Annotated in this window: 26 protein-coding genes; 23 read left to right on the top strand and 3 right to left on the bottom strand. The window is 39.0% G+C overall.

The window, feature by feature from the left end; all coding sequences use genetic code 11:
* Positions 1-159: 159 nt before the first annotated feature.
* The 21 genes from CC90_RS0108480 to CC90_RS23010 all read left to right on the top strand — a co-directional run bounded on the left by CC90_RS0108480 (position 160) and on the right by CC90_RS23010 (position 23576).
* Complete coding sequence (locus CC90_RS0108480) at positions 160-660, top strand: kinase (protein ID WP_031390364.1); 501 nt, start codon at positions 160-162, stop codon at positions 658-660.
* Between the two features lie 249 nt (positions 661-909).
* A complete protein-coding gene (locus CC90_RS0108475; RefSeq protein ID WP_035315263.1) occupies positions 910-1995 on the top strand; it encodes a glycoside hydrolase family 5 protein in 1086 nt (361 codons plus the stop codon).
* 191 nt (positions 1996-2186) lie between these two features.
* Entirely contained in the window at positions 2187-3245 is a 1059-nt protein-coding gene (locus CC90_RS0108470; RefSeq protein WP_031390362.1) for a response regulator transcription factor, read from the top strand.
* Positions 3199-4989 carry a sensor histidine kinase gene (locus CC90_RS0108465; RefSeq protein ID WP_081905917.1) on the top strand — a complete coding sequence of 597 codons (1791 nt, stop codon included), beginning with the start codon at positions 3199-3201 and terminating at the stop codon, positions 4987-4989. Before CC90_RS0108470 ends, CC90_RS0108465 begins: the two co-directional genes overlap by 47 nt.
* A gap of 105 nt (positions 4990-5094) precedes the next feature.
* Positions 5095-6510 (top strand): sugar ABC transporter substrate-binding protein, encoded by a 1416-nt coding sequence (locus tag CC90_RS0108460; RefSeq protein WP_031390360.1) that lies wholly within the window; start codon positions 5095-5097, stop codon positions 6508-6510.
* 80 nt (positions 6511-6590) lie between these two features.
* Positions 6591-7568, top strand: coding sequence for a carbohydrate ABC transporter permease (locus tag CC90_RS0108455; protein ID WP_081905916.1), 978 nt, complete (start codon positions 6591-6593; stop codon positions 7566-7568).
* Positions 7568-8434, top strand: a complete 867-nt coding sequence (locus CC90_RS0108450) for a carbohydrate ABC transporter permease (protein ID WP_031390358.1) — start codon at positions 7568-7570, stop codon at positions 8432-8434. Before CC90_RS0108455 ends, CC90_RS0108450 begins: the two co-directional genes overlap by 1 nt.
* Before the next feature lie 99 nt (positions 8435-8533).
* Positions 8534-9820, top strand: coding sequence for an ABC transporter substrate-binding protein (locus tag CC90_RS0108445; RefSeq protein WP_031390357.1), 1287 nt, complete (start codon positions 8534-8536; stop codon positions 9818-9820).
* A gap of 25 nt (positions 9821-9845) precedes the next feature.
* On the top strand, positions 9846-11909 hold the full coding sequence (locus CC90_RS0108440; protein WP_165919320.1) for a methyl-accepting chemotaxis protein: 2064 nt from the start codon (positions 9846-9848) through the stop codon (positions 11907-11909).
* A 94-nt stretch (positions 11910-12003) separates the two neighbouring features.
* Positions 12004-12330, top strand: coding sequence for a hypothetical protein (locus tag CC90_RS24590; RefSeq protein ID WP_242843257.1), 327 nt, complete (start codon positions 12004-12006; stop codon positions 12328-12330).
* A complete protein-coding gene (gene bglS, locus CC90_RS0108430) occupies positions 12264-12884 on the top strand; it encodes a beta-glucanase (RefSeq protein WP_242843290.1) in 621 nt (206 codons plus the stop codon). Before CC90_RS24590 ends, bglS begins: the two co-directional genes overlap by 67 nt.
* Positions 12885-13344: 460 nt before the next feature.
* Positions 13345-13956: a MarR family winged helix-turn-helix transcriptional regulator gene (locus tag CC90_RS0108425; RefSeq protein WP_031390354.1), complete on the top strand. Its 612-nt coding sequence runs from the start codon at positions 13345-13347 to the stop codon at positions 13954-13956.
* Complete coding sequence (locus CC90_RS0108420) at positions 13956-15737, top strand: ABC transporter ATP-binding protein (protein ID WP_031390353.1); 1782 nt, start codon at positions 13956-13958, stop codon at positions 15735-15737. The genes CC90_RS0108425 and CC90_RS0108420 overlap by 1 nt, the downstream gene beginning before the upstream one ends.
* Before the next feature lie 523 nt (positions 15738-16260).
* Positions 16261-17088 carry a 3-methyl-2-oxobutanoate hydroxymethyltransferase gene (gene panB / locus CC90_RS0108415; protein WP_031390352.1) on the top strand — a complete coding sequence of 276 codons (828 nt, stop codon included), beginning with the start codon at positions 16261-16263 and terminating at the stop codon, positions 17086-17088.
* Between the two features lie 31 nt (positions 17089-17119).
* A complete protein-coding gene (panC, locus tag CC90_RS0108410) occupies positions 17120-18007 on the top strand; it encodes a pantoate--beta-alanine ligase (protein WP_051869336.1) in 888 nt (295 codons plus the stop codon).
* 27 nt (positions 18008-18034) lie between these two features.
* Entirely contained in the window at positions 18035-18478 is a 444-nt protein-coding gene (panD, locus tag CC90_RS0108405) for an aspartate 1-decarboxylase (RefSeq protein WP_051869335.1), read from the top strand.
* Positions 18441-19307, top strand: coding sequence for an isocitrate/isopropylmalate family dehydrogenase (locus tag CC90_RS24355; RefSeq protein ID WP_242843256.1), 867 nt, complete (start codon positions 18441-18443; stop codon positions 19305-19307). The genes panD and CC90_RS24355 overlap by 38 nt, the downstream gene beginning before the upstream one ends.
* Positions 19308-19526: 219 nt before the next feature.
* A complete protein-coding gene (locus CC90_RS0108395; protein ID WP_051869334.1) occupies positions 19527-20180 on the top strand; it encodes an HAD family hydrolase in 654 nt (217 codons plus the stop codon).
* 28 nt (positions 20181-20208) lie between these two features.
* Positions 20209-20973: an AAC(3) family N-acetyltransferase gene (locus CC90_RS0108390; protein ID WP_031390347.1), complete on the top strand. Its 765-nt coding sequence runs from the start codon at positions 20209-20211 to the stop codon at positions 20971-20973.
* Between the two features lie 73 nt (positions 20974-21046).
* Entirely contained in the window at positions 21047-22246 is a 1200-nt protein-coding gene (locus CC90_RS0108385) for a DUF6070 family protein (protein ID WP_031390346.1), read from the top strand.
* A 70-nt stretch (positions 22247-22316) separates the two neighbouring features.
* Positions 22317-23576: a penicillin-binding transpeptidase domain-containing protein gene (locus tag CC90_RS23010; protein WP_157837541.1), complete on the top strand. Its 1260-nt coding sequence runs from the start codon at positions 22317-22319 to the stop codon at positions 23574-23576.
* Here the strand turns inward: CC90_RS23010 and CC90_RS0108375 are convergent.
* Positions 23545-24126 carry a TetR/AcrR family transcriptional regulator gene (locus CC90_RS0108375; RefSeq protein ID WP_031390344.1) on the bottom strand — a complete coding sequence of 194 codons (582 nt, stop codon included), beginning with the start codon at positions 24124-24126 and terminating at the stop codon, positions 23545-23547. The two genes, CC90_RS23010 and CC90_RS0108375, sit on opposite strands and share 32 nt — an antisense overlap.
* Before the next feature lie 341 nt (positions 24127-24467).
* Here CC90_RS0108375 and CC90_RS0108370 point away from each other — a divergent pair, with 341 nt between their 5' ends.
* The gene (locus CC90_RS0108370; protein WP_031390343.1) at positions 24468-25223 is read left to right on the top strand and encodes an ABC transporter ATP-binding protein; all 756 of its coding nucleotides are present in this window, start codon (positions 24468-24470) and stop codon (positions 25221-25223) included.
* On the top strand, positions 25216-26286 hold the full coding sequence (locus tag CC90_RS0108365; RefSeq protein WP_031390342.1) for an ABC transporter permease: 1071 nt from the start codon (positions 25216-25218) through the stop codon (positions 26284-26286). The genes CC90_RS0108370 and CC90_RS0108365 overlap by 8 nt, the downstream gene beginning before the upstream one ends.
* Before the next feature lie 70 nt (positions 26287-26356).
* On the opposite strand, the gene CC90_RS0108360 is transcribed toward CC90_RS0108365, so the two are convergent.
* Complete coding sequence (locus CC90_RS0108360; protein WP_031390341.1) at positions 26357-26596, bottom strand: hypothetical protein; 240 nt, start codon at positions 26594-26596, stop codon at positions 26357-26359.
* Between the two features lie 36 nt (positions 26597-26632).
* Complete coding sequence (locus CC90_RS24350) at positions 26633-26785, bottom strand: hypothetical protein (RefSeq protein ID WP_165919319.1); 153 nt, start codon at positions 26783-26785, stop codon at positions 26633-26635.
* Between the last annotated feature and the right edge of the window lie 21 nt (positions 26786-26806).

Raw genomic sequence — 26806 nt, 5'->3', positions numbered from 1 at the left:
CAGAACACAAATTAATAGAAACAGTTAAGATTCCGCCTCTAAAAACAATTTCATTTTTCTAATGTGGATTTGTCCGAAGCTGTTCTCAGTGTTAATGAGTTAACAGATATATTTAAGCTGATTAATTAGAGTGAAATAAGTGTTTATAGGAGAAGAATTATGTCTAGTTTAATTATTATCAGAGGAAACTCGGGCAGCGGAAAAACAACAATAGCAAAAGGATTACAGCAGAAATTTGGTCATAATACAATGTTGATTTCTCAGGATGTAGTACGCAGAGATATTCTGAAGGTTAAAGATGGTTTTGATACAAAGGCACTCCCGTTGATGATGGAACTACTGATATATGGAAAAAGTAATTGTGATATTGTTATTCTAGAGGGAATTATGTATGCGGACTGGTACAAACCGTTGTTTGAACTCGCGACAGCCCAATTTGATAACATATTTGCCTATTATTACGATTTGTCATTTGAAGAAACTCTAAAAAGACATCAGACTAAATCCAGTTCTAACGAGTTCGGGGCAGACGCTATGCGGCAATGGTGGAGGGACAAGGATTTTATAGGAATTATTCCGGAAGCAATATTGACAAGGGAACTTGAAGCGGAAGACACAATTGATTTTGTATATAAGGATGTGATTAAGGAGGAAGGCTGAAAATAATAATGTTAAATTTGATTTTATGCCGGTATTAGAAAGGGAAATGTAATTTTTCCTTTTTCCAATTCAATATATTGATGATATGCTTCCTTTTTTGGGATACGGATTATTTTTCTTAAACAGATTAATTACCTGAAAGGAGCGATAGTAATATTACCTTGGTAAATCGGAATTTTATATAGTTAATATAAAGGGAAATATAAGGTAATATAGATAGATATACTGAAAAAAATGAGGGAAATATTTATGAAAAGCCAATACATAAAGCAATTAATTATTTCGGCAGCTTTAAGCTTAACTCTTATGATGCTGACCGGCTGTAATCAACTGCAAAGTAAGGAAAGCAGCAATTTTTCAGATAACGGTGCAACCGCATTACCGGATGATGTAAATAAGGATGCTGCAAAAGATGAGAAGTCCCCCCCTTTTTTAGAACATGGCGTTTTACACGTAGAAGGAACAGAACTTGTAGACAGCAGTGAAAATCCGGTTCAGCTCAGGGGAATGTCGACCCATGGCATTGCGTGGTTCCCTCAATATATCAATTATGATGCTTTCAAAGATATGCGCGACGATTGGAATACAAATTGTGTAAGAATAGCCATGTATACGTATGAAAACGGAGGATATGCCACAAGCAGCGCAGACAAAGAAAAGTTGAGGACACTTGTTAAAAAAGGCGTAGAATATGCCACGGATCTTGGGATGTACGTTATTATCGACTGGCATGTGTTAAATGATGAAGATCCAAATGTATATAAAGATGATGCAATAGAATTTTTTGATGAAATGTCAAGTCTTTATAGCGGACTTGATAATGTCATATATGAGATATGCAACGAACCTTGTAAAAGTGCTACATGGGACAGCATAAAAAGTTATGCGGATGAAGTAATTCCCATTATAAGGGCAAATGATGAAAATGCTGTTATTATTGTAGGGACACCTACTTGGAGCCAGGATATTGATAAAGCAGCGGCTTCTCCCCTTGAATATGATAATGTTATGTACGCATTGCACTTTTATGCTGCAACCCACACGGATTGGCTGCGCGAAAGATTGGAAAGCTGTCTGGATGCAGGGCTTCCTGTGTTTGTCAGCGAGTTCGGTATGTGTGAAGCTTCCGGCGACGGAGGTAATGATGTGGAACAAACAACAAAATGGCTTACCCTTCTTGATGAGAAAAACGTAAGTTATATCTGCTGGAATCTTGCAAATAAAAACGAGGCCAGCAGTGCCATTTCCTTTAAGAGTACAAAAATTTGCGATTGGGAGGAGAGCGACTTAACGGAAGGCGGCCAATGGATTCGAAATTGGTTTAGAAGCAAATAAAATAAAAAGGATGGTGTAGAAAAATGTCCATGAAAAGAAGGGTATGACCAGGGCATTTATTTTACGCCGTCCTTTTCTTTTGAATAAAGGGAATGCCTCATTTCCAGCCTGGAATCTTTATTTCTTTATAGCTTGTATTATAAGGGGAAATTTATTAAAGTATAGGTGGTACTAAAGTAGGAGGTATACATATGTTTTGCGTACAAATTGTAGATGATGAACCTATTGTAAGATTGGGATTAAAAAAATTAATACCCTGGGAACAGTTGGGGTTTCGTGTAGTATGTGAGGCTCAAAACGGGGAGGAAGGGTTACAGCAGCTCAAGGAAAATAAAGTTGATTTAATTATTACTGATATTGAAATGCCAATTATGGACGGAATTGAATATATAAAAAGGGTAAAGGAATCAAAAGGCAAGCAGGTCATTGTTATCTTAACAGCCTATGCAGAATTTGGGTATGCCAAGTCCGCGATCCGGTACGGAGTGGCAGACTATATACTAAAACCTATTGTGGAAGAACAAATCATAAAAGTATTGGAGCAGATAAAGGAAAAACTGATTGTTTCCATAGACAGAAGTTTTTCCAGAGAAAAGGATAATAAGTTAATTGAGTCGGTGTTATTAACAGATAAAAAAGCGTTTGAACTGCTTGAGGATATTCTGGAGGAAGAAGCTCAATATGATAAAGAGGACATAAGCGGTACATGCTTTCGTTTCTCTTATATTTTAGAAGAAATTGTACAAGCGGTAAATAAAAAATATTATAATCTGAACAAGCTGGAACGGCTCGATCTGTATTTGACCCTGAATCAGCAAAAATATATGACAAAGGCTGATTTAATGGCTCAATTTGAAAAAGAGGTAAAGAGTCTTTTTTCCATTTTGGAAAGCTATATGGTGGTATATAAGGATAATGTAGTAAGGCTGGCATGCCAGTATGTGGTGGAACATGTGGATGATAAAATAAGTTTAACTGAAATCAGCGATGCATTGGGAATCAGTAAAAATTATTTTTGCAGTTTATTTAAGCAGGAAACCAGCGAGAATTTCCTTAATTATGTGACCAGAACCAAAATAAAGCGGGCAAAATATTTGTTGAAAGAAAAGAATATGCGGATTTATGAAGTATGCAATTACCTGGGATATACGGATACGACTTACTTTACTAAGCTATTCAAAAAATACATCGGCATGACGCCTAATGAGTATAAGAAAACAGAGTGTGAGAACTATGAAATATCGGAGTAAAAAAATAATAAGTAAAAATTCAGATAAAACAATAACCAGTGTATTGCTGGGCAGTTATATTAGGGCAATGCTGATATCCTTACTTTTGGGCTTCTTTTTTTTCGTCGCTATTACCGGAAAAGAGATGGTATACCGTCAAAATTTAGATAACAGTCGGATATTGGATACTTTTTCTTATTTTATCAATATGCAGCTGGAGGATATTAGAAAGTTTTCTTATAACCTGGTCATTGAAGAAGGGTTACAATCAAGATTAGATGAAACAGGGGAAGGAAAAATCAAGCAGATCAGCACATTTTTAATGAATAAAATGGCGGAAAGAAGTGAAATCCAATCCATCCATATTATTATGGAAGACGGAGCGGTATCGGAATATAAGCAGCCCACATTTGGACAAGATCCTCAGGAACTTTTGCAGCGGCTGGATATAGAAAACCTTAAGCAGGGTAAAAGCAGCTATTATTGGGAGATAGGAAAAGATTCCGCAGGAGATCAAGGGATAAATACCTTTTATCTGGTAAGCAGCATACGGTCCAAAAAAAGCCTGCAGCATCTGGGATATCTGATTGTGTTCTTAGACCCTAATTTACTTCAAAAAAGCTTTGATTTTTATCTCCGGGAAGTAGGATATGAGGTTCTTATAAAAAGTGAATCAGGAAATATGATTTCATTTCCGGCAGGCGGGGAAATAGAAACTTATAGTGGGAAACTGAATTTTGACGAGAGCCCAAAAAGCTTATGGAGGTTATTTAGCACCCGCAAATATAGTTCTCAACCTATGGAAAGCATTCGGGGAGAAATCTACGGGATGACAAAGAACTCCATATTTCGCGCCAACATAGAGTTTGCTTTGATTTTCATGCTGATCATAACCATGGAATTTATTATAATTGTATCCATTATCATAAAAAAAAGGGTTACCGGTCCTCTTGAAGAAATTGCGAAAAGAGCCCGTGATATAGGGATACAAGGAAATTTAGATATTCTTTTTTCCAAAGAAAAATACTATTCAGAAGCCGACGATATTTCTAAAGCCTTAAATGAGATGATGGAACAGATAAAGACTTTGATCGTGGAAGTAAAAAGAAGAGAGAAGCTTCAAAAGGGATTGGAATTATCAGTAATTAACCATCAGATCAAGCCTCATTTTTTATACAATACATTAAATGCAGCCAGTATTTTAATCAGTGTGGAAGAAAAAGAATCTGCCAATCAGCTGATTAAATCCCTTGCCAGATATTACAGAGCCTGTCTTAATCAGGGAAATGATATGATAACCCTTACCAATGAACTGGAAATTTCACAGGAATATATTAAGATTGCCCTAATTCGCAATCCTGATATTTTAAGAGTTTCCTATGATATTGATGAAGAGTGCCGTGAAATTCTCATACCGAAGATGACCATTCAGACTTTAGTTGAAAACAGTATTAAATACGGTATTAAACAGATGGGTGAGCCTGTTTATGTTACTATTTCTGCAAAAGCCGATGGGGACTTTACACAACTTTGTGTGGCGGATAACGGGAGCGGAATGAAAAAGGATACCATCGACAAAGTTATGAAAGGTGAGCCGCTGGAAGTTCAATCGGGATTTGGGGTTAAGTCTGTAGTTTCAAGAATTTCCCTTTCCTATGACATTAAGAATATAGCGGATATCATAGCAATTGAATCAAAAGAGGGAGAATATACAAAGGTATTTTTAAAGATTCCTTTTAAAGCAGGGGAAAAGGATGAAGAATAGAAGGATTTAAGAATTTTACCCATTAATATCGTAATTTTATAGGGTTATAGAATAAGGGAGTTTATCTTATAATCTATGTATCATAAAAATAAATGGGGGTACATAATGAAAGTAAAATTCTTATCATTAGTATTAGCGGCATCACTTTTAGCCACATCATTAATGGGATGCGGTAATAATACCGATTCCAAAGCCACATCGACAGAAGCTGTGAAAGAAGAAGTGAATGAAGATTCTAAAACGGAAGACACAGGTTCAGAGGCAGATACACCTGCGGCAGAGACAACTGACGGCAAAACAATTGTAACTATGTGGATCATGCCTAATAGTGGAGAGCCGGAAGCAGACTTTTTAACGGTAATGGCTCCTTTTCTGGAACAGAATCAAGATATTGACATTCAAGTAACCGTACTTGACTGGGGTTCTGCCTGGACTAAGATTACAACTGCTGCTACAAGCGGAGAAGGTCCCGACATCACTCAATTAGGAACAACACAAGTTGCAGCAGTTGCGGCAATGGGTGCTTTAGAAGACTTAACCGGAATCTATGACAGGTTCGGAGGAGAAGAAGCGTTCGTTCCTGCTACACTTCCTACTACACAGATTTTAGGTGCAGGCGAAGAAAGATTTGCAGCTCCTTGGTTCATCGATACAAGGGCATTATTCTACAGAAAAGACATTTGCGAAGCAGCAGGAGTAAATCCTGAAACAGATTTTGAAACTTGGGATTCTTTTAAAGCAGCTTTAACTAAAATGAAAGGTGTCACCATTGAAGGAAAAGAAGTAACACCTTTGGCAATGCCCGGTAAAAATGACTGGAACGTTATACATAACTTTGCTCCTTGGATTTGGGGTGCAGGCGGTGAATTTATAGCAGATGACAATAAGACAAGTGTGGTAGATTCAAACGAAGCATATGAAGGCGTTAAATTCTATACAGAATTAGCTTCGGAAGGTCTTATGAGCATGCCTGCATTGGAGAAAAACTCGGCAGAAGTAGAAGCGTTATTTAATTCAGGTGAAGCAGCTACCATCTTTACTGGGGCATATGAAATTGCTACTTTGAGAAGAGAACAACCTGAATTAGCAGAAAAAATCGGAACAGCACCTTTCCCGGCAGGTCCTGCAGGAAGATATGCATTCTTCGGAGGCAGCGGTTTGAGCGTATTTAACTCTTCTGCAAACAAAGAAGCAGCTTACCGTATTATTGAATATTTAATGACTCCAGATGCACAGGTTGCATATCAAAGGCTCTGCGGTAACTTACCTACTGTACAAGCAACTTATGAAACAGATTTCGTATCAGAAGAGCCTATGAGAGAAGCATTTAAAGAGCAGCTGGAATTCGGTAAGGCATATCCTTCCGTAGCAGGATGGGGTCCTTCAGAAACTATTCTGCAGAAAGGATTAAGCAATGTTTGGGATAATGTAATGGGTGTATACGGAGACTATAAACCGGAACAAACAAAAGAATTCTTGACTCAAACAGCAGGTGAAAGCACTGTTATTTATAATGAATAAAAAATAAGAGAGTGGACTATTATGAACCGCTGCAAGAGATAATTAGATTGCAGCGGTTTCTTTAATCAGAGGTATAGAAAATGAATAGAAGTAAGAATCAAAGTAAAAGAATTCCGAAAAGAAAGAAAACAGGGTTATGGGCAAGGATTACAGAGAATAAATTGGCTTATTATTTAATTGCCCCTGCAATTGTTGCAATGATTCTGATCCACTTTATTCCCATCGTATCAGGGATCATGATGTCGTTTTTAAAACTGAACCAATTTACTCTTAAAAAGTTTTTAAAGGCACCTTTTATAGGATTGGATAACTATAGAACTATTTTATTTGATCAAAACAGCACCATGCGCTCAGGTTTTTTTGACGCTTTAAGAAATACGGCAATTTTTGGCTTAATATGTAGTATATTGGTTCTTTCTATTGCCTTGTTGCTCGCAGTACTGTTAAATCGAGAGTTTAAATTCAGAGGACTTGCCAGAACGTTGCTTATGACACCCTGGGTAGTCCCATCCTTTGTCGTTGGTATGCTATGGGGTTTCATGTGGCAAAATGACGGTATTATTAACCGCATTTTGGTGGATGTTCTTCATTTATTTCCAAGCAAGCCTTATTGGCTTACGGGGCCTGCAGTTATGGTGGCTATTATCATTCCTACCATATGGCGCCAAGTTCCTTTTGTAATGCTGATGCTGCTTGCAGGATTGCAGCAGATTCCCGATGAATTTTATGAAGCGGCTAAAATTGACGGAGCAGGTGCATGGAGATGTTTTCGTCATATTACCCTCCCCTTATTGAAATCTGTATTATCCATACAGATACTTAACGGAATTATAAGCTATGTATATTCCTTTAATATTGTGGCCATGATGTTTGGCCATGGTGCAGGTTTCCCCGGAAAATACGGTGATTTAATGATGACGAATATTAACCGCAACTCTTTCCAAATATGGCAATTCGGTACAGGAGCAGCAGCAACGGTGATTGTAATGCTTTGTGTAATGGGATTGGTAGCAATCTGGTATAGAGTATTTCAGAATGATTTAGTGGTGAAAGAATAATGAAAACACACGGTTTAAATAAATATAATAGAAGAAAAAAGAGGATAAATCTATTAGCAAATGCAGTGGTGGGAATCTTTGTAGTATTTGCAGTCGCTCCCATTATATGGATGATAGTTACCTCCTTAATGACGCAGGGAGAGATTGCGACAGGAAAACTGGGAGTTCCCAGGCATTTTGAAAACTATGTGATGATGTGGAAAAATGTTAACTTCTTTCAATATTTCAGAAACAGTGTCATTGTATGCAGCCTCACTACCATAGTGGCTCTAAGTATTGCTACATTAGCAGGATATGCGGTGTCCAGATATAATTTCCCCGGCTCCGGCATTTTCGGAGCTACTGTATTGGCAACACAGATGGTTCCGGGAATTATGTTTCTTCTTCCTCTATACTTGTTGTTTATCCGGGTTCAGGAAACATTAGGAATTCGGTTGATCAACACTTACCCGGGAATTGTTATTGTGTATTCAGCATTTTTTATTCCCTTTAGTATTTGGATATTGAGAGGTTTTTTTGCAAGCATTCCGATTGAATTGGAAGAAGCGGCTATTATTGACGGATGCAGTAAATTCGGAGCCTTTGTAAGAGTAATTCTGCCGGTATCAAAAGTGGGACTTATTGCAACAGGAATTTACATTTTTCTTATGGCATGGGATGAACTTTTATTCGCATGGGTTCTGACCACTTCTGCCGATGTGGCGACTATTCCTGTAGGAATCAGGTTATATGTAGGAAACTACCAAAATAGGTATGACTTGCTTATGGCGGCAGGATGCGTTACCACGTTGCCGGTGCTGATAATATTCTTTAGTTTACAAAAACAATTCATTACAGGAATGACCGCAGGTGCAGTAAAGGGTTAATAATATCTTCAAAAAGCAGGCTTGAATTCAAGGTTGCTTTTTGGGGATTTTATATGTTGAGATTTATCCGGATTATGCAAGGGAAGAGGGGGACGGAAGGTGGAAGCGAAAAGTATGGGAAGCAAAAAGATAATACAATTATTGATAGTTTTGGGTGTTTTGCTAGGCTTATTTTTACTGCAGATGTACTCCGATTTAATATGGGAAAATAAGCCGGAAAAGGAAGAAAGCGGAGAAGTTATCAGCATCTGGACTATGCACGGTGATACGGAGAAAGCATTAAATGTGGCTCTGGAACAGTATAAGGAAAAACATCCGGAAGTTACTTTTGAAGTAACCATATATAAGAATGAGGTATATCAAACCGCAGTGAATAATGCCATATTGACGGACAGCCTTCCGGATATGTTTTTTATGTGGGGCCATAGTAAACTTTGGCGTTTTGTAAATGCGGGAATGATACAGGAAATTACCGAAGCAGTGGAAGAAGAAGGGATTTCCCCCAAGTTAAGGGAGGGAGGACTGGATGCTTTTACTTATAACGGAGAAATTTATGCCTTGCCTTTATATGGATGGAGGGCGTACTTGTTTTGTAACCGGGATTTGTTTGAAGAAAACGGAATAAAATATCCGGAAAGTTTTGAAGAATTTTTAGAGGTATCTGAAAAGTTTAAGCAGTTGGGAATAACTCCGGCTGTAACAGGAGCAAAGGACGGATGGCTTTCCTCCCTATACTATATGAGCTTGGTTCAAGGAGAAGGCAAAGGTGACTTTGTCTATAAGGCCGCTACCGATAAACGCTTATTTTCCTCTTTCCAATTTGCAGAAGCAGCAAAAAAGATGGATCAGATAATAAAGGGAGATATATGGCAAAAGGGATTTTTAGATTATGACGGCTACAATGCGGTACATTTATTTTCCCAAGGAGAAGCAGCAATGCTTTATTACGGAAACTGGGCGTCTACCTTTTTAGAATCGGATATTTCCAAAGTAAAGGGTAAGGTGGATGTGATTCCTTTTCCCAATAAAGAAGATGATGAGGGAATCGGCGGCTATGTGGATACCTTTGTAATTAATAAACACGGAGTTATTCCCCAAAGTGAAGAAATGATTCATATGTACATAGAAATTATGAATTCCATATCCAATGTGGTAGTGAATGATATAGGAGCAGGGATACCGGTTTATAAAAGCCAGGCAGTAGATGAAGAAAAGTTTCCCATCCTGTACCAGTGCTGGACTATGTACAACAATCAGACGCTCTATCCTGCTTATGACCAGATTATGTCGGAAGAGTTATCGGGGAACTATTACTATTTATTAAGTGATTTTGTTTACGGAAAAAAATCTTATAAAGAATTTATTGAAGAATTATCTGAAGAATAAGATGGGATGGAAAAAAGGAGCGCAAATGAAAAAAATTTCTAATAAAATTGTAGCAGCTATTATGGTATGCGTTGTGGCGGGGACTTTAATTGTGGGGTATATTTCTGCCATGTCGGCAAGAGAAGCCATATCAGAACAAGTGAATCAAAATATGCAGTCTTTATCCGCCCAGTATGCCTATGAAATGGAAACATCTCTTGCCCATTATGAAGGAGTTGCGCAAACCATAGGAACCTATATTGGCGCGACCTTAAGCTATTCCAAGGCTAAGAATGTTACTATGAGCGTCGGCTATTTTCAGGAATTGGACCGCTATTTACAGGAAGTCAGCATACAAAACCCGGATTTGCTCAGTGTATCCGCTTTTGTAAATCCCGATTTAGCCAAGGCTATATTTGGATCATGGTTTAAAGGGGTGGACAAGGTAGATTACGATCCTTATGATGCCTATACGGAGTACAGCAATGGGGAGGAGGCTTGGAAATGGCATCAGGAAATTTTGCAAAGAGGGGAACCTTTGTGGTCGGAACCTTATTTTAACCAAAGATTTCAAGAGGAGATTATCAGTTATTATTATCCCATTATCGATAAGGAGGAAGAGGTAATAATCGCTATTGTGGGAGTAGATATTCCCTTTGAAGAATTTAGGAATATGGGGACGGCGATTTCTGACAAAGAACCGGGGGGAACTATGTTAATAGACCAAAGTAACAGGATTATTGTGGGTTCGGGTCACCCTCAGGGAACCTCTTTGAAGGATGGGGGATATGGGGAACTGGAAGCGGCATTGATACAGCAAGGAAGCGGATTCAGATCCATGGAAGTGGAAGGTCACGGTTTTTGTTTTGTAGGATTTGAAAGGTTAAAAAGCGGCTTTACCTTTGTCGTTTACAGCCCTCAAAGTCAAGCATTTACTTCTGTAAGGAATACGACGTTTACTATAGCGGTAGTAAGTGCAGGCGTGATTGTTTTGGCAATGATTCTAGCAGTAGTGGTAGGAAACAGCATTTCTAAGCCAATTTATCTTGTTATTGAAGATTTATTATTAATGGAAAGCGGTAATTTTACAGGTGTTAAACATAGAAAATATTTAAAGAATAAAGATGAGACGGGGAAATTAGCAAAAGCGCTGGAGGTTATTCAGATTTCCATGGGTGAGATGGTGGGAATTGTAAATGAAAACAGCTCGGTTGTGGCGGAACTCGTCAGAAAACTGGAGAAGATCGTGGAACGGCTGATGGACCGTGTTTCCGATGTGACACAGGTTTCGCAGGAATTATCAGCAGGGATGGAACAAACATCAGCTACGGCCCAAAATCTAAGCAACACTTCTGAATATATGAAGCAGCATATGGAAGCCATGAAGGAAAAAAATGAAGAAGGAACCGCTTCCGTAAATGGGATTGCCCAAAGAGCCGGAACTCTTAACGAGGAATTTAATGAAGATGCAAAGAGCGCTAAGGAGCTTACGAAGGATGTAGTCATTGATTTACAGGCTTCTATTGAAGAATCCAAGAAGGTGGAGCAGATTAAAATGCTGACAGAGGGTATTCTTAAAATTGCAAATGAAACAAATCTTCTTTCCTTAAATGCTTCCATTGAAGCAGCCAGAGCAGGCATACACGGGAGCGGCTTCGGAGTGGTTGCCAAAGAAATCTCCCGTATGGCAGAAGAGTCCAGATATACGGCCCAGCGGATTCAAAATATTACTATGGAGGTAATTGATGCGGTGGAACGTCTCGGTCGAAGTTCAGAAAAAGCCATGAATTTTATCAATGGATATATTATAGACGGCTATGGTAAAATGATGGAAGTCAGCGAGCAATACAGAATGGACAGCTTGGATATAAAAGAAATTTTTGTGGGATTTTCTGCTGTTTCCAATGATATTTTAAACGAGACCGAAATTTTAAATCAGGCATTTTATGAATTAAAACGGACTACTTCCGATGGTACGAAAGGAACAGGTGATCTTCTAGGCAATGCGGATCAAATGTCGGAAATTACAGAGCTTGTTCAAAAACAATCGAAAGAACTGGCGGAAGTTTTTGCAAAGCTTAAGAAGGCTATAGGGAAATTTACGATTTAATGATTTTATGGTATCAAACTAATGGAAGAAATAACTTTTAGATTCTATAGGCTATATGAAATATATATTTTAAGTATATATAGGAGGAAAATGAATGATGAGAAATGTAAAAAGGGGACTTATGGTATTAATGGCAGGCATGATACTAGCAGGCTGTATGCCGAAGGAAGAAACCGGCAAAGGTGATAAGGATATATCGAGGGATAAGGCGATAACGGAAGAAGAAAGAGGAGGGCAGGAAGAAGAGGGGGACAGGAAGAACCGGAAAAGGAAGAAGGAGAAGGTAAGGGGAAGGGTATGCTTGAGAAAAACATTACATTTGAAACAGAACTGGATGATTACGAGCCAGGACAGATGGAAAAGGCAAACGGATGGACAAACGGAAATATGTTTGATTGTACATGGAGAGAGGATAATGTAACTTTTGAAGACGGCATTATGAAGCTTACCATTGATTCTGACGGAGAAAATGCAAAGCCGGAATGGTCAGGCGGAGAATATCGTACCAGAGCATTCTATCATTATGGAATGTATGAAGTAAAAATGAAACCCATTAAGAACGACGGAGTAGTATCCTCTTTCTTTACTTATACCGGCCCCAGCGACAGCAACCCATGGGATGAAATTGATATTGAGTTTCTGGGAAAAGATACAACCAAGGTACAGTTTAATTATTTTACTGACGGAGTGGGAGAACATGAATATATTCATGATTTGGGATTCGATGCATCGGAAGAGTTCCACACCTACGGATTTGAGTGGCTTCCTGATTCTATCACATGGTATGTGGACGGAGAAGTTGTGTATCAGGCAACGGATAATATACCGAGTACCCCAAGCAAGGTTATGATGAATACATGGCCGGGAACGGGAGTTAATGGATGGCTGAATGCATTTGATAAAACGGTCCCTTTAAGTGCGGAGTATGATTGGATACATATTACAGAATATAAAATGGAGGAAAATAGAAAATAAAGTATATTTCCTTTGCCAAGCAACAATGATAACGAAGCGTATATGTATTTTAATACTGTGTTCCGGAGATATTGCTTTTGAACGAAAATATTCGGCTGAAGAAGGGGAGTGCTATCGGGCAGCTTCTCGATCCGAGGGCCTTTAGCGGCATCAGGAAGCAAAGTCAAGGTTTACAGTATATGCGGACATCCATCTAGCCGAAAAATGATCTCAGTTTTTTTGTATTAAGTGTGTGAGAAGTAATGAAAAGGGTAAAATAGCGTTAGAGTTACCTTGACGGAATAATCTTTGTCAAGGTAACCTGACAGATTAGATGTGAAGACTTGAATGGATAGGTATTGGAGAGAAAATAAATAGTTTAATTTATTTAGTTTTAGTATTGACAAACAAAATAAAAGAGTATATATTTATTTTGTTAGTTAGTCATGAAACTAAATAAGTTAAAGAGGAGGTAAGAAAAATGAAGAGAAATGATATATTGAATAAACTAATGGAAATTACACATCAACCCTTTTTGATTTTTGCCAATCAAGTTGAACAAAAGACGGATAATGCTTTTGAAACATTGCGGCTATTATCAAAAGAAGAAGATGTAACAGCAGGTCGTATTTCTGAATTTTTAGATATCAAACCATCAAGCGTTACTCAAATCATAAAAAAGCTTGAAGCGGCAGGAACAGTTGAACGTGTGAAATCAGAAGAGGATGCAAGGGTCACATTTGTCAGGTTGACCGAGAAGGGCTGGGAAAGCATAGAAGACCGCGGTACAATTTCTTCAAGCCTTAAAGATGAGTTATTCAGAGGATTTGCGGAAGAAGAACTGGAAAATTTGGATGAGTATTTATCACGTATTGCAGATAACATTTCGAGCGATAAGTTCCAATCAAAGCTAAACGAAATTTTTGGTGACGATAGGAGATGGCAGCATTTTGGCCAAATGTCAGCTCACCTTGGACGTGCACGGGAACAGATGTTAGAGCGCAGCGGGTTCAATGGCTTCGGTGGTTTCGGAGAAGATTTCCGCGGCGGCTTTGGCGGAGATGGCAGATTCTTTGGAAGGGGGCATAAATAATGGAAGGAGGAAGACCGGGTGATACCGTCAGAAAAGATGGAACAAAGTTTTCATTTAGACAATTTTTTAAGCTGATTACAACGACTAAACCTAAGTATCATCTTTTGATAATAGGTATACTGCTGTTAATCGCATCCTCGAGTGTACAAATTTATGTACCCAAATTAGCATCGTCATTAGTCAATAGCTTTTCAGAAGGAATCGATTATTCACTGCTATTAAAAGTAGTCTTACTATTTGTGGCTTCTGCGATTATTTCGGCAATTGGCGGAACCGTTCTAGGTATTTTTGGGGAAAATGTCATTCAAAACCTGAGAAAAAATCTCTGGCTTAAATTAACGACGTTAAAAGTAAAATATTTTGATACCATTAAGTCCGGTGAGATTTCAAGCCGTTTAGTCAATGATACATCGCAAGTAAAACAGTTGCTTGCTAATACTTTTCCACAAACCATATCAAGCATTATTCTGGTTTTAGGTTCTGTTTATATGATGATCAGGATGGACTGGCGTATGTGTTTGGCAATGCTGGTAACCGTTCCAATCGTGCTGATCATTATGTTGCCGATTTTTGGATTTGGAACTAAAGTCGGACATATGAGACAAGATGCACTTGCAGAATTTAATGGGATTGCAAGCGAAACGTTAAGTGAGATTCGTCTTGTAAAAACATCTAATGCAGAAAAGCAGGCTCAGATGCGTGCTAATCGCGAGGTGGATAAGTTATTTAAAGTCGGCAAAAAAGAGGCTGTCTTCGATGCAACTATGCAGCCGCTTATGATGATGGCGATGATGAGTATGATTTTTGGATTATTAGCTTATGGTATGCATCGAATTGCTATCGGAGCAATGGCAATCGGCACATTAATGAGTTTCCTGATGTATCTGTTTAATCTGATCGGAGCAATGCCAAGTGTTGCAACCTTATTTACCGAGATGGCAAAAGCGGCCGGTTCAACGAAGCGGGTTCAGGAATTACTGGATGAAGAGCCTGAAGATTTGCAAAGCGGAGAAATTATCGATCTGACCGGTAAGAAACTTAAAGTTACTAATATTGATTTTGCCTATGAAAATGATGAGCCAATTCTGACAGGTGTATCTTTTGAGGCAAAACCAAATCAGATTATTGCTTTCGCAGGCCCATCCGGCGGAGGAAAATCAACCATATTCAGTTTGCTGGAAAGATTCTATGATCCCAGTCGTGGAGTTATCCAATTTGGTGATACAAAAATTCAAGACATTAATTTGACGGATTATCGTAGTCAAATAGGTTTTGTTTCACAAGATAGTGCGATTATGGCGGGAACGATCAGAGATAATTTAACTTATGGATTGGATAAAGAATTTAGTGATGATGAGTTATGGAACGTATTAGAACTTGCTTACGCCCGTAAATTTGTCGAAGAAATGCCGGATGGGCTGATGACGGAAGTGGGCGAACGAGGTGTTAAGATTTCAGGAGGTCAACGCCAGCGAATTGCCATTGCACGTGCATTCTTACGTAATCCTAAAATTCTGATGCTGGATGAAGCAACTGCCAGTCTTGACAGTGAATCAGAAATGATGGTACAAGGTGCGTTAGCAAATCTGATGAAAGGACGTACTACTTTGGTAATCGCCCACAGACTTGCGACTATTGTTGACAGTGACAAGATATATTTTCTTGAAAAAGGCATGATTACCGGGAGCGGAACTCATGCTGAGCTTGTGGAAAGTCACGAAACTTATGCGAAATATGTAAGTGAACAATTTAGAGTTGATACTCCGCTGGTGATGGCTTAATGAGTGAAAAAGATTAAAGTATATCTCTTGATTAACTAAATAAAATAAGTTATACTACGTAAGGAAATGTACTGGAAAGTGGCAGAACTCTATCTGATATCACTATACTGTATGAATATACAGATGGGAGATGAAAAAGAAGATCCGCCGCTCCGGTGCGTTGAATAAGGCTTCGGAATGAAGTTATATTGATGATAGCAATATTAAAGTTATATAGTCTTGACCATGTAAACAGAAGCGGCAGGAACTAAAAATTATTCTATCTTCCATTGTATATAAGTGAATAGTTGGATAAAGTTATGATTTAGTTCGATATTGAGCGCTTGTTTGCTATGCAATAGATTTTCTATTGTGTGGACAGGTGCTCTTTTTTTTGCGTAAACAGCAAGCCATACCATACAGTTGTATGTTGAAAAAAGAATAACCTTTGGAGGTGATAGGGTGAAAACAGAATTCATAGGCGCGGGTAAAAAGTAAATACCCGGATAAAGATTTATGATATTGAAAAGGGAGCTGGAAAATTATGAAGAATACGGTAGCTACAATACTGGAACAAAAGAAAAGAAAAGATAAGATAACAATGTTGACAGCATATGATTATTCTACTGCAAAATTAATGGATGAAGCGGGAGTTAATTCCGTATTAGTGGGAGATTCCTTAGGAATGGTAATGCTCGGATACGAAGATACATTATCGGTAACGATGGAGGATATGATTCATCATACTGCGGCAGTTGCACGGGGCTGTAAAAATGCACTTATTGTAGCAGATATGCCATTTATGTCATATCAGACATCCGTTTATGATGCCGTTTGTAATGCGGGACGTCTTATGAAAGAAGGGCGTGCCCAGGCGGTAAAGCTTGAGGGTGGAGAAAAGATATGTCTTCAGATTAAAGCAATTGTAGAATCTTCCATTCCTGTTGTTGCACACATAGGACTAACCCCGCAGTCGGTAAATGCGTTTGGCGGATATAAAGTTCAGGGAAAGGATGAAGAAACGGCAAGACAGTTGGTAAAGGATGCCAAGGCTGTGGAGGAAGCAGGAGCATTTGCAGTTGTATTGGAATGCGTGCCGGATAAACTGGCTGGTCTAATAACGGAATCAATCCATATTCCTACCATTGGAATTGGGGCTGGTGCAGGTTGTGATGGGCAGGTTCTGGTTTATCAGGATATGCTTTCCATGTATAGCACATTTAAACCAAAGTTTGTAAAATGTTTTGCTAATGTGGGTGAAATGATGACTGCTGCTTTTAAACAGTATATTGAAGAAACGAAGGCTGGTATTTTCCCGGGAGAAGTACATGGCTTTCGTATGGCTGATGAAATAATAGAGAAATTGTATTAAGAGTGAGAATTAAAGGAGAGAAGATAAAAGTATGAAGACTGTTAAGACGATACAAGACGTTTGCGAATGTATAGCGGGGTGGAGAAGAGATGGTCTAAGCATTGGATTTGTACCGACTATGGGATACCTGCATGAAGGGCATCAAAGCTTAATTAATCGGGCTGCAGAAAATGACCGGATCGTATTAAGTATTTTTGTCAATCCCATGCAGTTTGGTCAAAATGAAGATTTAGCAAGTTATCCAAGGGACTTGGAGCGTGACAGCAGGTTGTGTGAAGAAAATGGGGTGGACTTAATTTTTTATCCGGAGCCGGAAGAAATGTATGGCGCAGACTTTTGCTCTTATGTGGATATGTCTGTACTTACAGAAGAACTTTGTGGGTTAAGCAGACCAGTACATTTTCGAGGTGTATGTACCGTAGTTCTGAAGTTATTTAATATTGTTACTCCGGACAGAGCCTATTTTGGAGAGAAGGATGCCCAGCAGCTTGCTATTATAAAACGTATGGTGAAAGATTTGAATATAAATGTGGAAGTAATTGGATGCCCAATCGTACGTGAGATGGATGGATTGGCAAAAAGTTCACGCAATACGTATTTAAATACTGAGGAGAGAAAAGCAGCTCTTGTTTTATATGGTGGCATCCAAATTGGAAAGAAACTGATTAAAGACGGTGAAAGGGATGCCGTTGCTTTAATAAAAGAAATAAAGGGATATATCGAAAAAGAACCGTTGGCAAAAATTGATTATCTAAAGGCTGTAGATGCAATGACTATGAGTCAGGTAGAAAAGCTGGACAGGAGAGTTCTGGTTGCAATGGCAGTATTTATTGGAAAGACCAGGTTAATTGATAATTTTACATTTGATTTCGAGGACGAAACAATTAATTATCAAAAAGGCAACGGGCCAAAAGACTGATTAAAGCGAAAGGAAAATGAATTTATTATGATGATGACAATGTTAAAAGGGAAAATTCACCGTGCAATAGTAGTGCAGGCGGAACTTGATTATGTTGGAAGTATTACAGTGGATGAAGATCTGTTAGATGCGGCAGGAATCTTAGAATATGAAATGGTAAGTATTGTAGATATTAATAACGGTCAGCGTTTTGAAACATATGCAATTGCCGGGGAACGCGGTTCGGGTTTGATCTGCTTGAATGGAGCGGCGGCAAGGTGTGTACAGGTGAATGATAAAATTATCATTATGGCATATGCTCAGCTTACATCGGAAGAAGCAAAAAAACATAGACCAAGTGTTGTATTTGTAGATGATTATAATCGCATTGTCCGAAAAACTAATTATGAAAAACATGGATTGTTGGAAGATATGTGTGATATGGAATTCGATAATGAAAATAAAAATATCAGTATGGTTAATGCTTCATGAGTTCTTCCATCTATCACTGATGCCTGACGAAGAGGAGGGAATTAAAGCACCACATACCTTTGATGTGGCGGCAACTGAGAATATGTTTGGAGACATATTATCTGATGAGACAAGTATGCTTTCAGAATCAATTGGGCTTCTCCCACCGGACGGCCTTAGTGTAAGTCGGTACGCTTTCTATGGAAAATATGTTACAATAGACGTGGAATATTCAGGAGGCTTAGGAGGAGAGTACAGATATATGTTGCCAGAAAGAGAAGAAGCGGAAGAGCTTTTAAGGGAAGCAGAAAGATGCAATCCGGGACCATGGGGAAACCATAGTCGTGTAACTGCACATTGTGCGGAAAAAATAGCACTGGAATGTGCCGGCCTAGATTCAAATAAAGCATATATATTTGGACTTTTACACGATATAGGCAGAAAATTTGGAGGAAGACATATGGGACATGTAGCAGATGGTTATTCCTATATGATGTCTTTAAGCTATGATGAGGTTGCACAAATATGCCTTACGCATTCGTTTAATAATCAAACGACCGATGAGTATATCGGAAAGTTCGATACGACTTATGAAGAGCTGAAAATGATTCAGGATGTGTTAAAAGTAACTACTATGGACGACTATGACAGACTTATTCAACTATGTGACTCATTGGCCGGCTCAGAAGGAGTATTAGACATTGAAGAGCGAATGGGAGATGTAAAGCGTAGGTATGGTTCATATCCACAAACAAAGTGGGACAGCAATCTGGCTTTAAAAAAATATTTTGAACAAAAAATCGGGAAAGATATTTATACCGTAGTAGATAAAGATATTTTTAGACCATAAAATTTATACAAATTCCAATGTGCAGTGCAGATTTGAATATATGATTATGATGAGAGAGATAATGAAAGATTACCTTTCGCTTGGAAAGAATTATATTATTGGTGAGTCAGGACAATGGAAAAACATATCTTGATCATTTCGATTTGTCTATATATAAAATCAGAATTATAAAGTATCGGTGGTGACAGCGACAGGTAGGAGCTTATGGAGGAAATTGTTATGGATTTGAAACATTATGTTTTTGATTTGGATGGAACATTAATCGATACGGAAGCTGCTGTATTAAAAACGTGGCAACATACATTAAAGGAATATGGTTACGAATATTCTTTGAATGAGGTAAAGGTAGTCTTGGGAGTCACGACAGATATAGGTCTGCAGCGATTGAATGCTCATGCGGATGAGAATTATACATACAAATGGCAGACAAACTATGAAAGTTATTCACAGGAAGCGGACTTTTTCGAGGGTACGAAAGAGATGCTTAAGTTACTAAAAGACAGAGGATGCTCTTTGGGTATCGTTTCATCCAGAAGCCAAAAGGAGTATGAAAGATTTTTTAAGTCGTTTCATTTAGACGAGCTTTTCACGACTGTTATTCTGGAAGAGGATACAAAGGAACATAAGCCGGATCCGGAGCCATTGTTTAAATATATGGAACTAACAGGAGCAGATAAAGACATATGTATTTATATAGGTGATATGCCGACAGATATACAATGTGCGAACAATGCAGGTGTCATATCCGGATTGGTGACATGGAATGGTTCTGGTATTTCTTGCGATGAAGCAAAGATGACTTTTAATGACCCAAAAGAAATTTGTGATTTAGCGATGTGTTCCGACGGAACATTTAACAGAGACAAACTGTAATGATGAAATATTGAAAGGATAAAGAGCAATGTATACAAAAGATTCATTAATTAGAGACATGGAACAAACGGGCATCAGAAAAAAAGGAACATTGCTCATTCATTCTTCTATGAAAGCAGTTGGGAAAGTAGAAGGCGGAGCTGATACTGTTTTGGATGCCGTTATCGAATATATGAAGGAGGGGCTATTGTTATTTCCAACTCATTCATGGTCAGAGAATAATTTGAGCGGAGGTATTTATAATCCTAAGACAGAGATTTCTTGTGTCGGAATATTGCCCAACCTTTTTATGAAAAGAGAAGGTGCCATTCGCTCGATGCATCCGACTCATTCGGTGACAGCTATGGGGAGCAGGGCGAAAGCTTATGTGCAACGCGATAATGAAGTTTATACGCCTTGTCCGCAAAATGGTTGCTTTAGCGGGCTTTATGAGGAGAATGCACAATTGTTATTTTTGGGAGCAACGCTCAAAACTAACACGTTTATTCACAGTATAGAGGAACGGCTCGATATTCCTAACCGCATTAATCCGCAAGCAAGGAAAATTAAATTAATACTTGAAGATGGGAAGGTCCGTGAAATTGATTTATATGGACATTACTCGACTTGTGGGGATGTGTCACAGAATTACGATAAGCTTCTTATTCCGATGCTGGATATGGGGATTGCCAGGGAAGCGAAAATTGCAGATGCGGTTTCTTATGTAGTAGAGGTGAAGCCTATGACAGACTGGGTAGTAGGGCTGTTGAAGGAAAATCCGTTTCTATTTGATGATGCTCAGCCTATCCGATAACGACATATATGTAAAAGAATGGAACGAATGATTTGGATGCAAAATATGGTTTGAGGAGAAACGAGGTGATTGCTTGCAAAAGAAGGAATTTCTGTTAGGGCTTGCTTTGCTTATATTTGGAGCCTGGGGGTGCGGCAATACATCCGTGTCTATTCCGCAGAGCGAAACGAGCGAAAAGGTACAGAATGATCAGGGGGAGGATGAAGAATTTGAGGAAGAGTCAAAAGAAATAGCGGAGTGTTATCGAGTGATTTACGAGCGGGCAGCTGAAACCGGTACGCTTGGAACGTTGGATACTGCGAAAAACATTGTGGAATGTCTGGGAAATGCCGGATATGCGGCAGTGGATGCTGAAAATCAGATAGATATGGTAAATTCGGAAAAAGTAAAGGCATTTATCAGAAATGTGGAAGAAAAAGTGGATACGGAACTTACAATAATCTGTGTAGCGGCCACAGGGGGCTTTACCCGGTTTGACCTTCAGACATCGGAGGAAGAGGTCTGGATAACCCGAAGCTATCTTTCGTGGAATGGCCAAATCCCTGAGACTAATTCGAAAGAGAGGTATCGTGCTGAGAATTGGAATTATTCAAAGGAAGGGTATTTGTTCTTTGAAAAAAATAATATGTCAGGATATGATGGACCATCCGGTTATACCGCTTTGCGGGTAGAACAATTGGATGAAAGGTGCAGAGATCTTAACCGGCAATATCTGCTTCCAATCGGATATGGCTCAAATAATATGTTTATTACAGAGTGGAATGAGCAGGATTTCGGGGAACTGAATTTTTATGATATGTTTCATATTTTATACCCGTTAGTATATGGAATGCCGACGCCTTATGAGGTATCTTATGAGGGAAAATTATACTATGTTCCGCAAGAAGAATTTGAAAGAGTGGTAATGTCTTATTTTAAGATTGGCAGTGAAACTTTACGAAGTAAGGCGACGTATCATGAGGGCAGCAAGGCCTATGAATATCGAACAAGGGGCTTTAACGACTGGGGAAATAGTCCGAATATCCCATATCCTGAGGTGGTGCAATATAAGGATAATGCGGATGGGACACTCACGCTGACTGTCAATGTCGTGTATCCGGTGGAAAAGCTATCTCGTGCATTTTCACATGAGGTGGTGGTTCGTCTGCTGCCGGATGGAGGTGTACAGTATGTATCAAACCATGTGATTTGGTCTGCGGATAACATCCAGCCATCATGGTATACGGACCGGCTGACAGAAGAAGAACGGAAAGAATTTTATGGGAAGCCGTAATAATAGATGGCTGGATTAATAATAGATTTGCACAAAGTCTCCGGACTATGAAAGGAACATGGGTATAAATATGGTAAAAAACAGAAAAAGGATCTATTTTTTATTAACTGTTTTCGTTATCACTGTTATCATATTAGGTGTAACCATTTATTATATCAGAAACAATACTGTAATATTTATGAATCAAGAAGTTTATGTCGATGTCGTAAATGAATCGGAAATACACGTTAAAGGCCTTCCGGCAAATACTGAAAATTTCAGCGAAACTTATATGATTAAAAAGACAGATACACTTAAAATATTGGATCGGCAAGGAAGAGAAATTGATTTTGAATCTTTAAATGTGGGCAATATTCTTATTTTTGACTATAAAGGCCTTATGGTACCAAAGTCTGGCTCGTATTTAAACAGAGGTATTTATGATGTCAGGTTAAGCGGCGAGGTATTTAACAATAAATTTTGGAATGTTGAATTTGGGGATGGAAAAAGCCGCAAAAGCCAACCGGAACAGACATTAACCGGTAACCAAACAGAAGAGAAAAAGCAAGAAGGCAAAAAGATACAAGATATTGAGAATTCAGAACCCCGGATAGTAACAGCGTACTACGAGGAGGAATTTCATACAATTCAAGGATGTGCAGTTATTTTTGACGCATCAAAGAATATATACACTTTTTATAATGAAAAAGAATGTAAAGAACAAGTATCACCATGCTCTACCTTTAAAGTGATTTCTTCATTAATGGGGATACATAACCAGATAGTAACATCAAAAGAAAGCAAAATGGGATATAGCGGAGCGAAATATCCTACGGAAGCCTGGAATGCTGATTTAAGTCTGGCAGATGCTTTTCAGAATTCTTGTGTATGGTATTTCAGAAAGATAATAGATGAGGTCGGGCAGGAGGAAGTCCGGAAGGAATTACAGTCATTAAATTATGGCAATTGTGATATATCGGAATGGAATGGAAATTCTACGAACTCATACCCGGAATTAAATGGATTCTGGTTGGAATCATCCCTTAAGATATCCCCCTTAGAGCAGGTAGATATTTTGAGGAATATAATAGAAGGTAAAACCATATATTCGAAAAATGAAGTGGATATCTTGAAAAGCATTATGCTGATTGAAGAAAATAAGACAGAGAAAATATATGGAAAGACGGGAACGGGTACAAATGGTAATGCATGGTTTATTGGAGCAGTAGAAAAGGACGGTTCCAATACTTATTTTGCAATATATCTGAATGACAGCACTTCTGATATGGTAAGCGGAGCAAAGGCAAGGGAGATAGCGCTTAGCATTTTAGACGAATTGCATATTTCATAATTTCCTCAATAGGATGCTGTGTACAAATTTTCATGATCCCACCTAACTGTTCCGTGGACATCTTGCGGCCGCTTTTTAGCCACATAATGAGAAGCCCTTGCTGACCGCTTGCCACGAATTCCATAATTGCTGCCAATTCTTCCGTCAGGCTATTTTTCTCTAGTCCGAATCCGGTAATTACAATTTCTTTTATCATCTCTTTCATTTGCTCCGACAGTTTTACGCTTGGTTTTTTGATTAGGAAAAGAAGGAGAAGTCTTTCATATTTGCTGTAAAAGATTTCCAACAAACGGATATTTTCTGCAATATTTCCTTCCACAAAGGAGAATATAATCTCCGGTAATTCTGTTCGGATGATTTTCGCTATCTCTCCCTCAAGTTTTTCAAAAAGATCATAGATATCCTTGTAGTAATAATAGAAAGTCCCCCGATATACTCCGGCACGCCCGGTCACTTCTGTAATCGTTATCTTCTCGAGATTTTTTTCTTCATATAAATTATAAAATGCCTGATCGATTTTTGATTTTGCTGTTTCTGCTGCTGAATTCATAGTAGTTTCCTTTCTACTGTTCACACAGTAGCTTAACACATGCTGTTAAGCTACGTAAGAACGTGATTCAAGAGATGATTTCTGCTTCGCAGAGCGAATTTACAGGCAGAAATTAATTCTGCATTGCAGAAATCATGCGTTACTGAGAACGGAGTGAACAGTAACGTTTTCTTTTTTGCTCCCAACATTTTTTTGAATATTGTCTATATCAATAATGCAATACTGTGATTATAATCAATATATACCAACACGGTGTTGCAGACAAGAAAAATTAACTGATATGTACAAATCGGACAGGTTTGCAGTTTATGCGTACGTAAAAGATAGCGAGGAGGAGCATCATGCAGGAAGCATACGGAATTCAGACAGAAGTCATAAATAAAAGTTATGGAAAACGCCGGATATTATATGATGTATCATTAAAAGTCCCTGAGGGGAAGATATATGGATTGCTAGGGCCGTCCGGATGCGGAAAGACAACGCTTGTAAAAATTATTTCCGGCATATTGAGGCCTGATGACGGAACCGTTTGGGTAAGGAATCAGCAGATGCCCTCGCTGCAAGTCATGGGACAGATGGGTTATATGGCCCAGGCAGCAGCACTTTATCCTACGCTCAATGGATATGAAAACCTTAAATTTTTCGGAAGTCTTTATGGATTGAAGGGGAGAGGGTTAAAGGAACGAATTTCTCATGTAGCGGCTTTAGTAAATTTGACAGACGATTTGTCCAAAAGGGTCGGTAATTATTCCGGGGGAATGAAGCAGAGACTTTCTCTTAGCATTGCGCTTCTGCCTAATCCTAAGGTGCTTATTCTGGATGAACCAACGGTGGGAATTGACCCGTTGTTAAGGCAGGATATATGGTCCGAGCTGTATGAGCTTTCCGGGCAGGGGGTCACTATTCTCGTTACCACTCATGTTATGGATGAGGCGCAGCGGTGCCATGGGCTTGCCATGATGCGAAACGGACATATTTTGGCAACCGGTACTGCGGCGCAGCTTCAGCAAGCTGCCGGTGCAGGGACATTCGAGGAAGCCTTTATATTTTTCAGCAATGCGGCTGAGCATGAGGAAGGAGGAAATAAGAATGGATAGAATAGCCATACTAGCTTTTCGTATTGTAGATCAGTTGCGTCATGATAAGAGAACTATGGCGCTTATTTTATTCGCGCCTATTATTGTGCTTTTTCTTGTGCACTCTATTCTTACCGGTGCGGATAACACTTACAAGATCGGTGTAATTTCCGCACCGGAGGACTATGTCACTCAATTGGCGAAGGGTGAGGATATATCGGTAGAGGTCATTGATTTTTCGAATGGCGATATGGATCTGGCGATAGAAAATGCCATAAATGCTATTAAAACGGAAGAAATCACAGCAGCAGTCAGTGTGCCGGACGACCTTGCAAACGCAGATATTTATTTGGATGGGACCGATACAGCCGTGGCAAAGCAGATTACCGGAATTATAAAAAGCGCCCTGAGCCTTACCCTGCGTGAAAAGCTGCCGATAAGTATAGAAGAGAGCGAATATCGAACGACCTATGTCTATGGCTCGGAGGATACCAGCTCCTTTGATAACTTTGGCGCTGCGATGATTGGAATTATCATTTTCTTCTTTGTATTTTTAATTGCCGGCATTAATTTTCTTGGAGAACGCAACAGCGGCACTCTGGAAAAAATGCTTTCTACGCCAATCAAACGAGGAGAAATTGTAATCGGCTATGTGTTGGGATTTAGCATTCTTGCCTTGATTCAGACTGTAATCGTGACCGTATTTGTAGTATATGTATTGGATGTAACCGTAATCGGGAGCATCTGGTATGTGCTGCTTATTAATCTTCTGACCGCCATTATGGCATTGACCCTCGGCATGGCGATATCCGGTCTGGCCTCCAGCGAATTTCAGATGGTGCAGTTCATACCTATTATCATTATTCCGCAAATATTCTTATGCGGATTGTTCAGTCTGACTCCCGGCTGGGAGCTTCTTGGCAAATTCGTACCGCTCACTTATTCTGTCGGCGCCCTCCGTGAGGTCATGCTGCATGGAAACGGCATCGGGGATATTTGGCTGGATTTGCTTGTCATATTAGGATTTTCGGCATTTTTTATGCTGCTGAATGTTTCATTTTTAAGGAAACAGAGAAGTATTTAAGCGATGTATATATGCGGACGAAGAGAAGGGAATTGGTAAAGCCTGAGCTTATATCAATTCCCTTTTTTGACTATTTCCAGTCTGAAATCCAAGTCTTGTCGTTTGCAATAGCATTTACTACTTCCTCTCCGGATTTGAAATTGTCAAAGGTTCCTTTGGTGATTTCGCTGATGGCTTTACTTAGAAGGTCTTCATAATAGGCCTCAGGCGTTATATCGGTTGTAGTCTGGCAGAAATGTTGCTGGGATTCGGAAGAAGCTATTCGCGCGTATTCATTTTTAACTTGATCTATGAGTTTATCTCGATTCATACAATTTACTCCTTTATGATCGCTCTGATAAAAAGCTTATTTTTTATCATCACCGGGATTTTTGCGGCTGCCGGATTGCTTCTTGGCATTCCTGCTTTCTCCGTCTAATGCGCTTTCGGCCATGGTGGGGCCGCCATTTGATTTTTTCTTACGGATTGACTTTGGGTCAAGTTGTGAATCTTTTGCCATAATTATTCTCCTTACTATTGA

It is taken from the genome of Kineothrix alysoides (assembly GCF_000732725.1).
In the GTDB taxonomy this organism is placed as follows: domain Bacteria; phylum Bacillota; class Clostridia; order Lachnospirales; family Lachnospiraceae; genus Kineothrix; species Kineothrix alysoides.
This window is presented reverse-complemented; position numbering and strand designations above follow the sequence as displayed.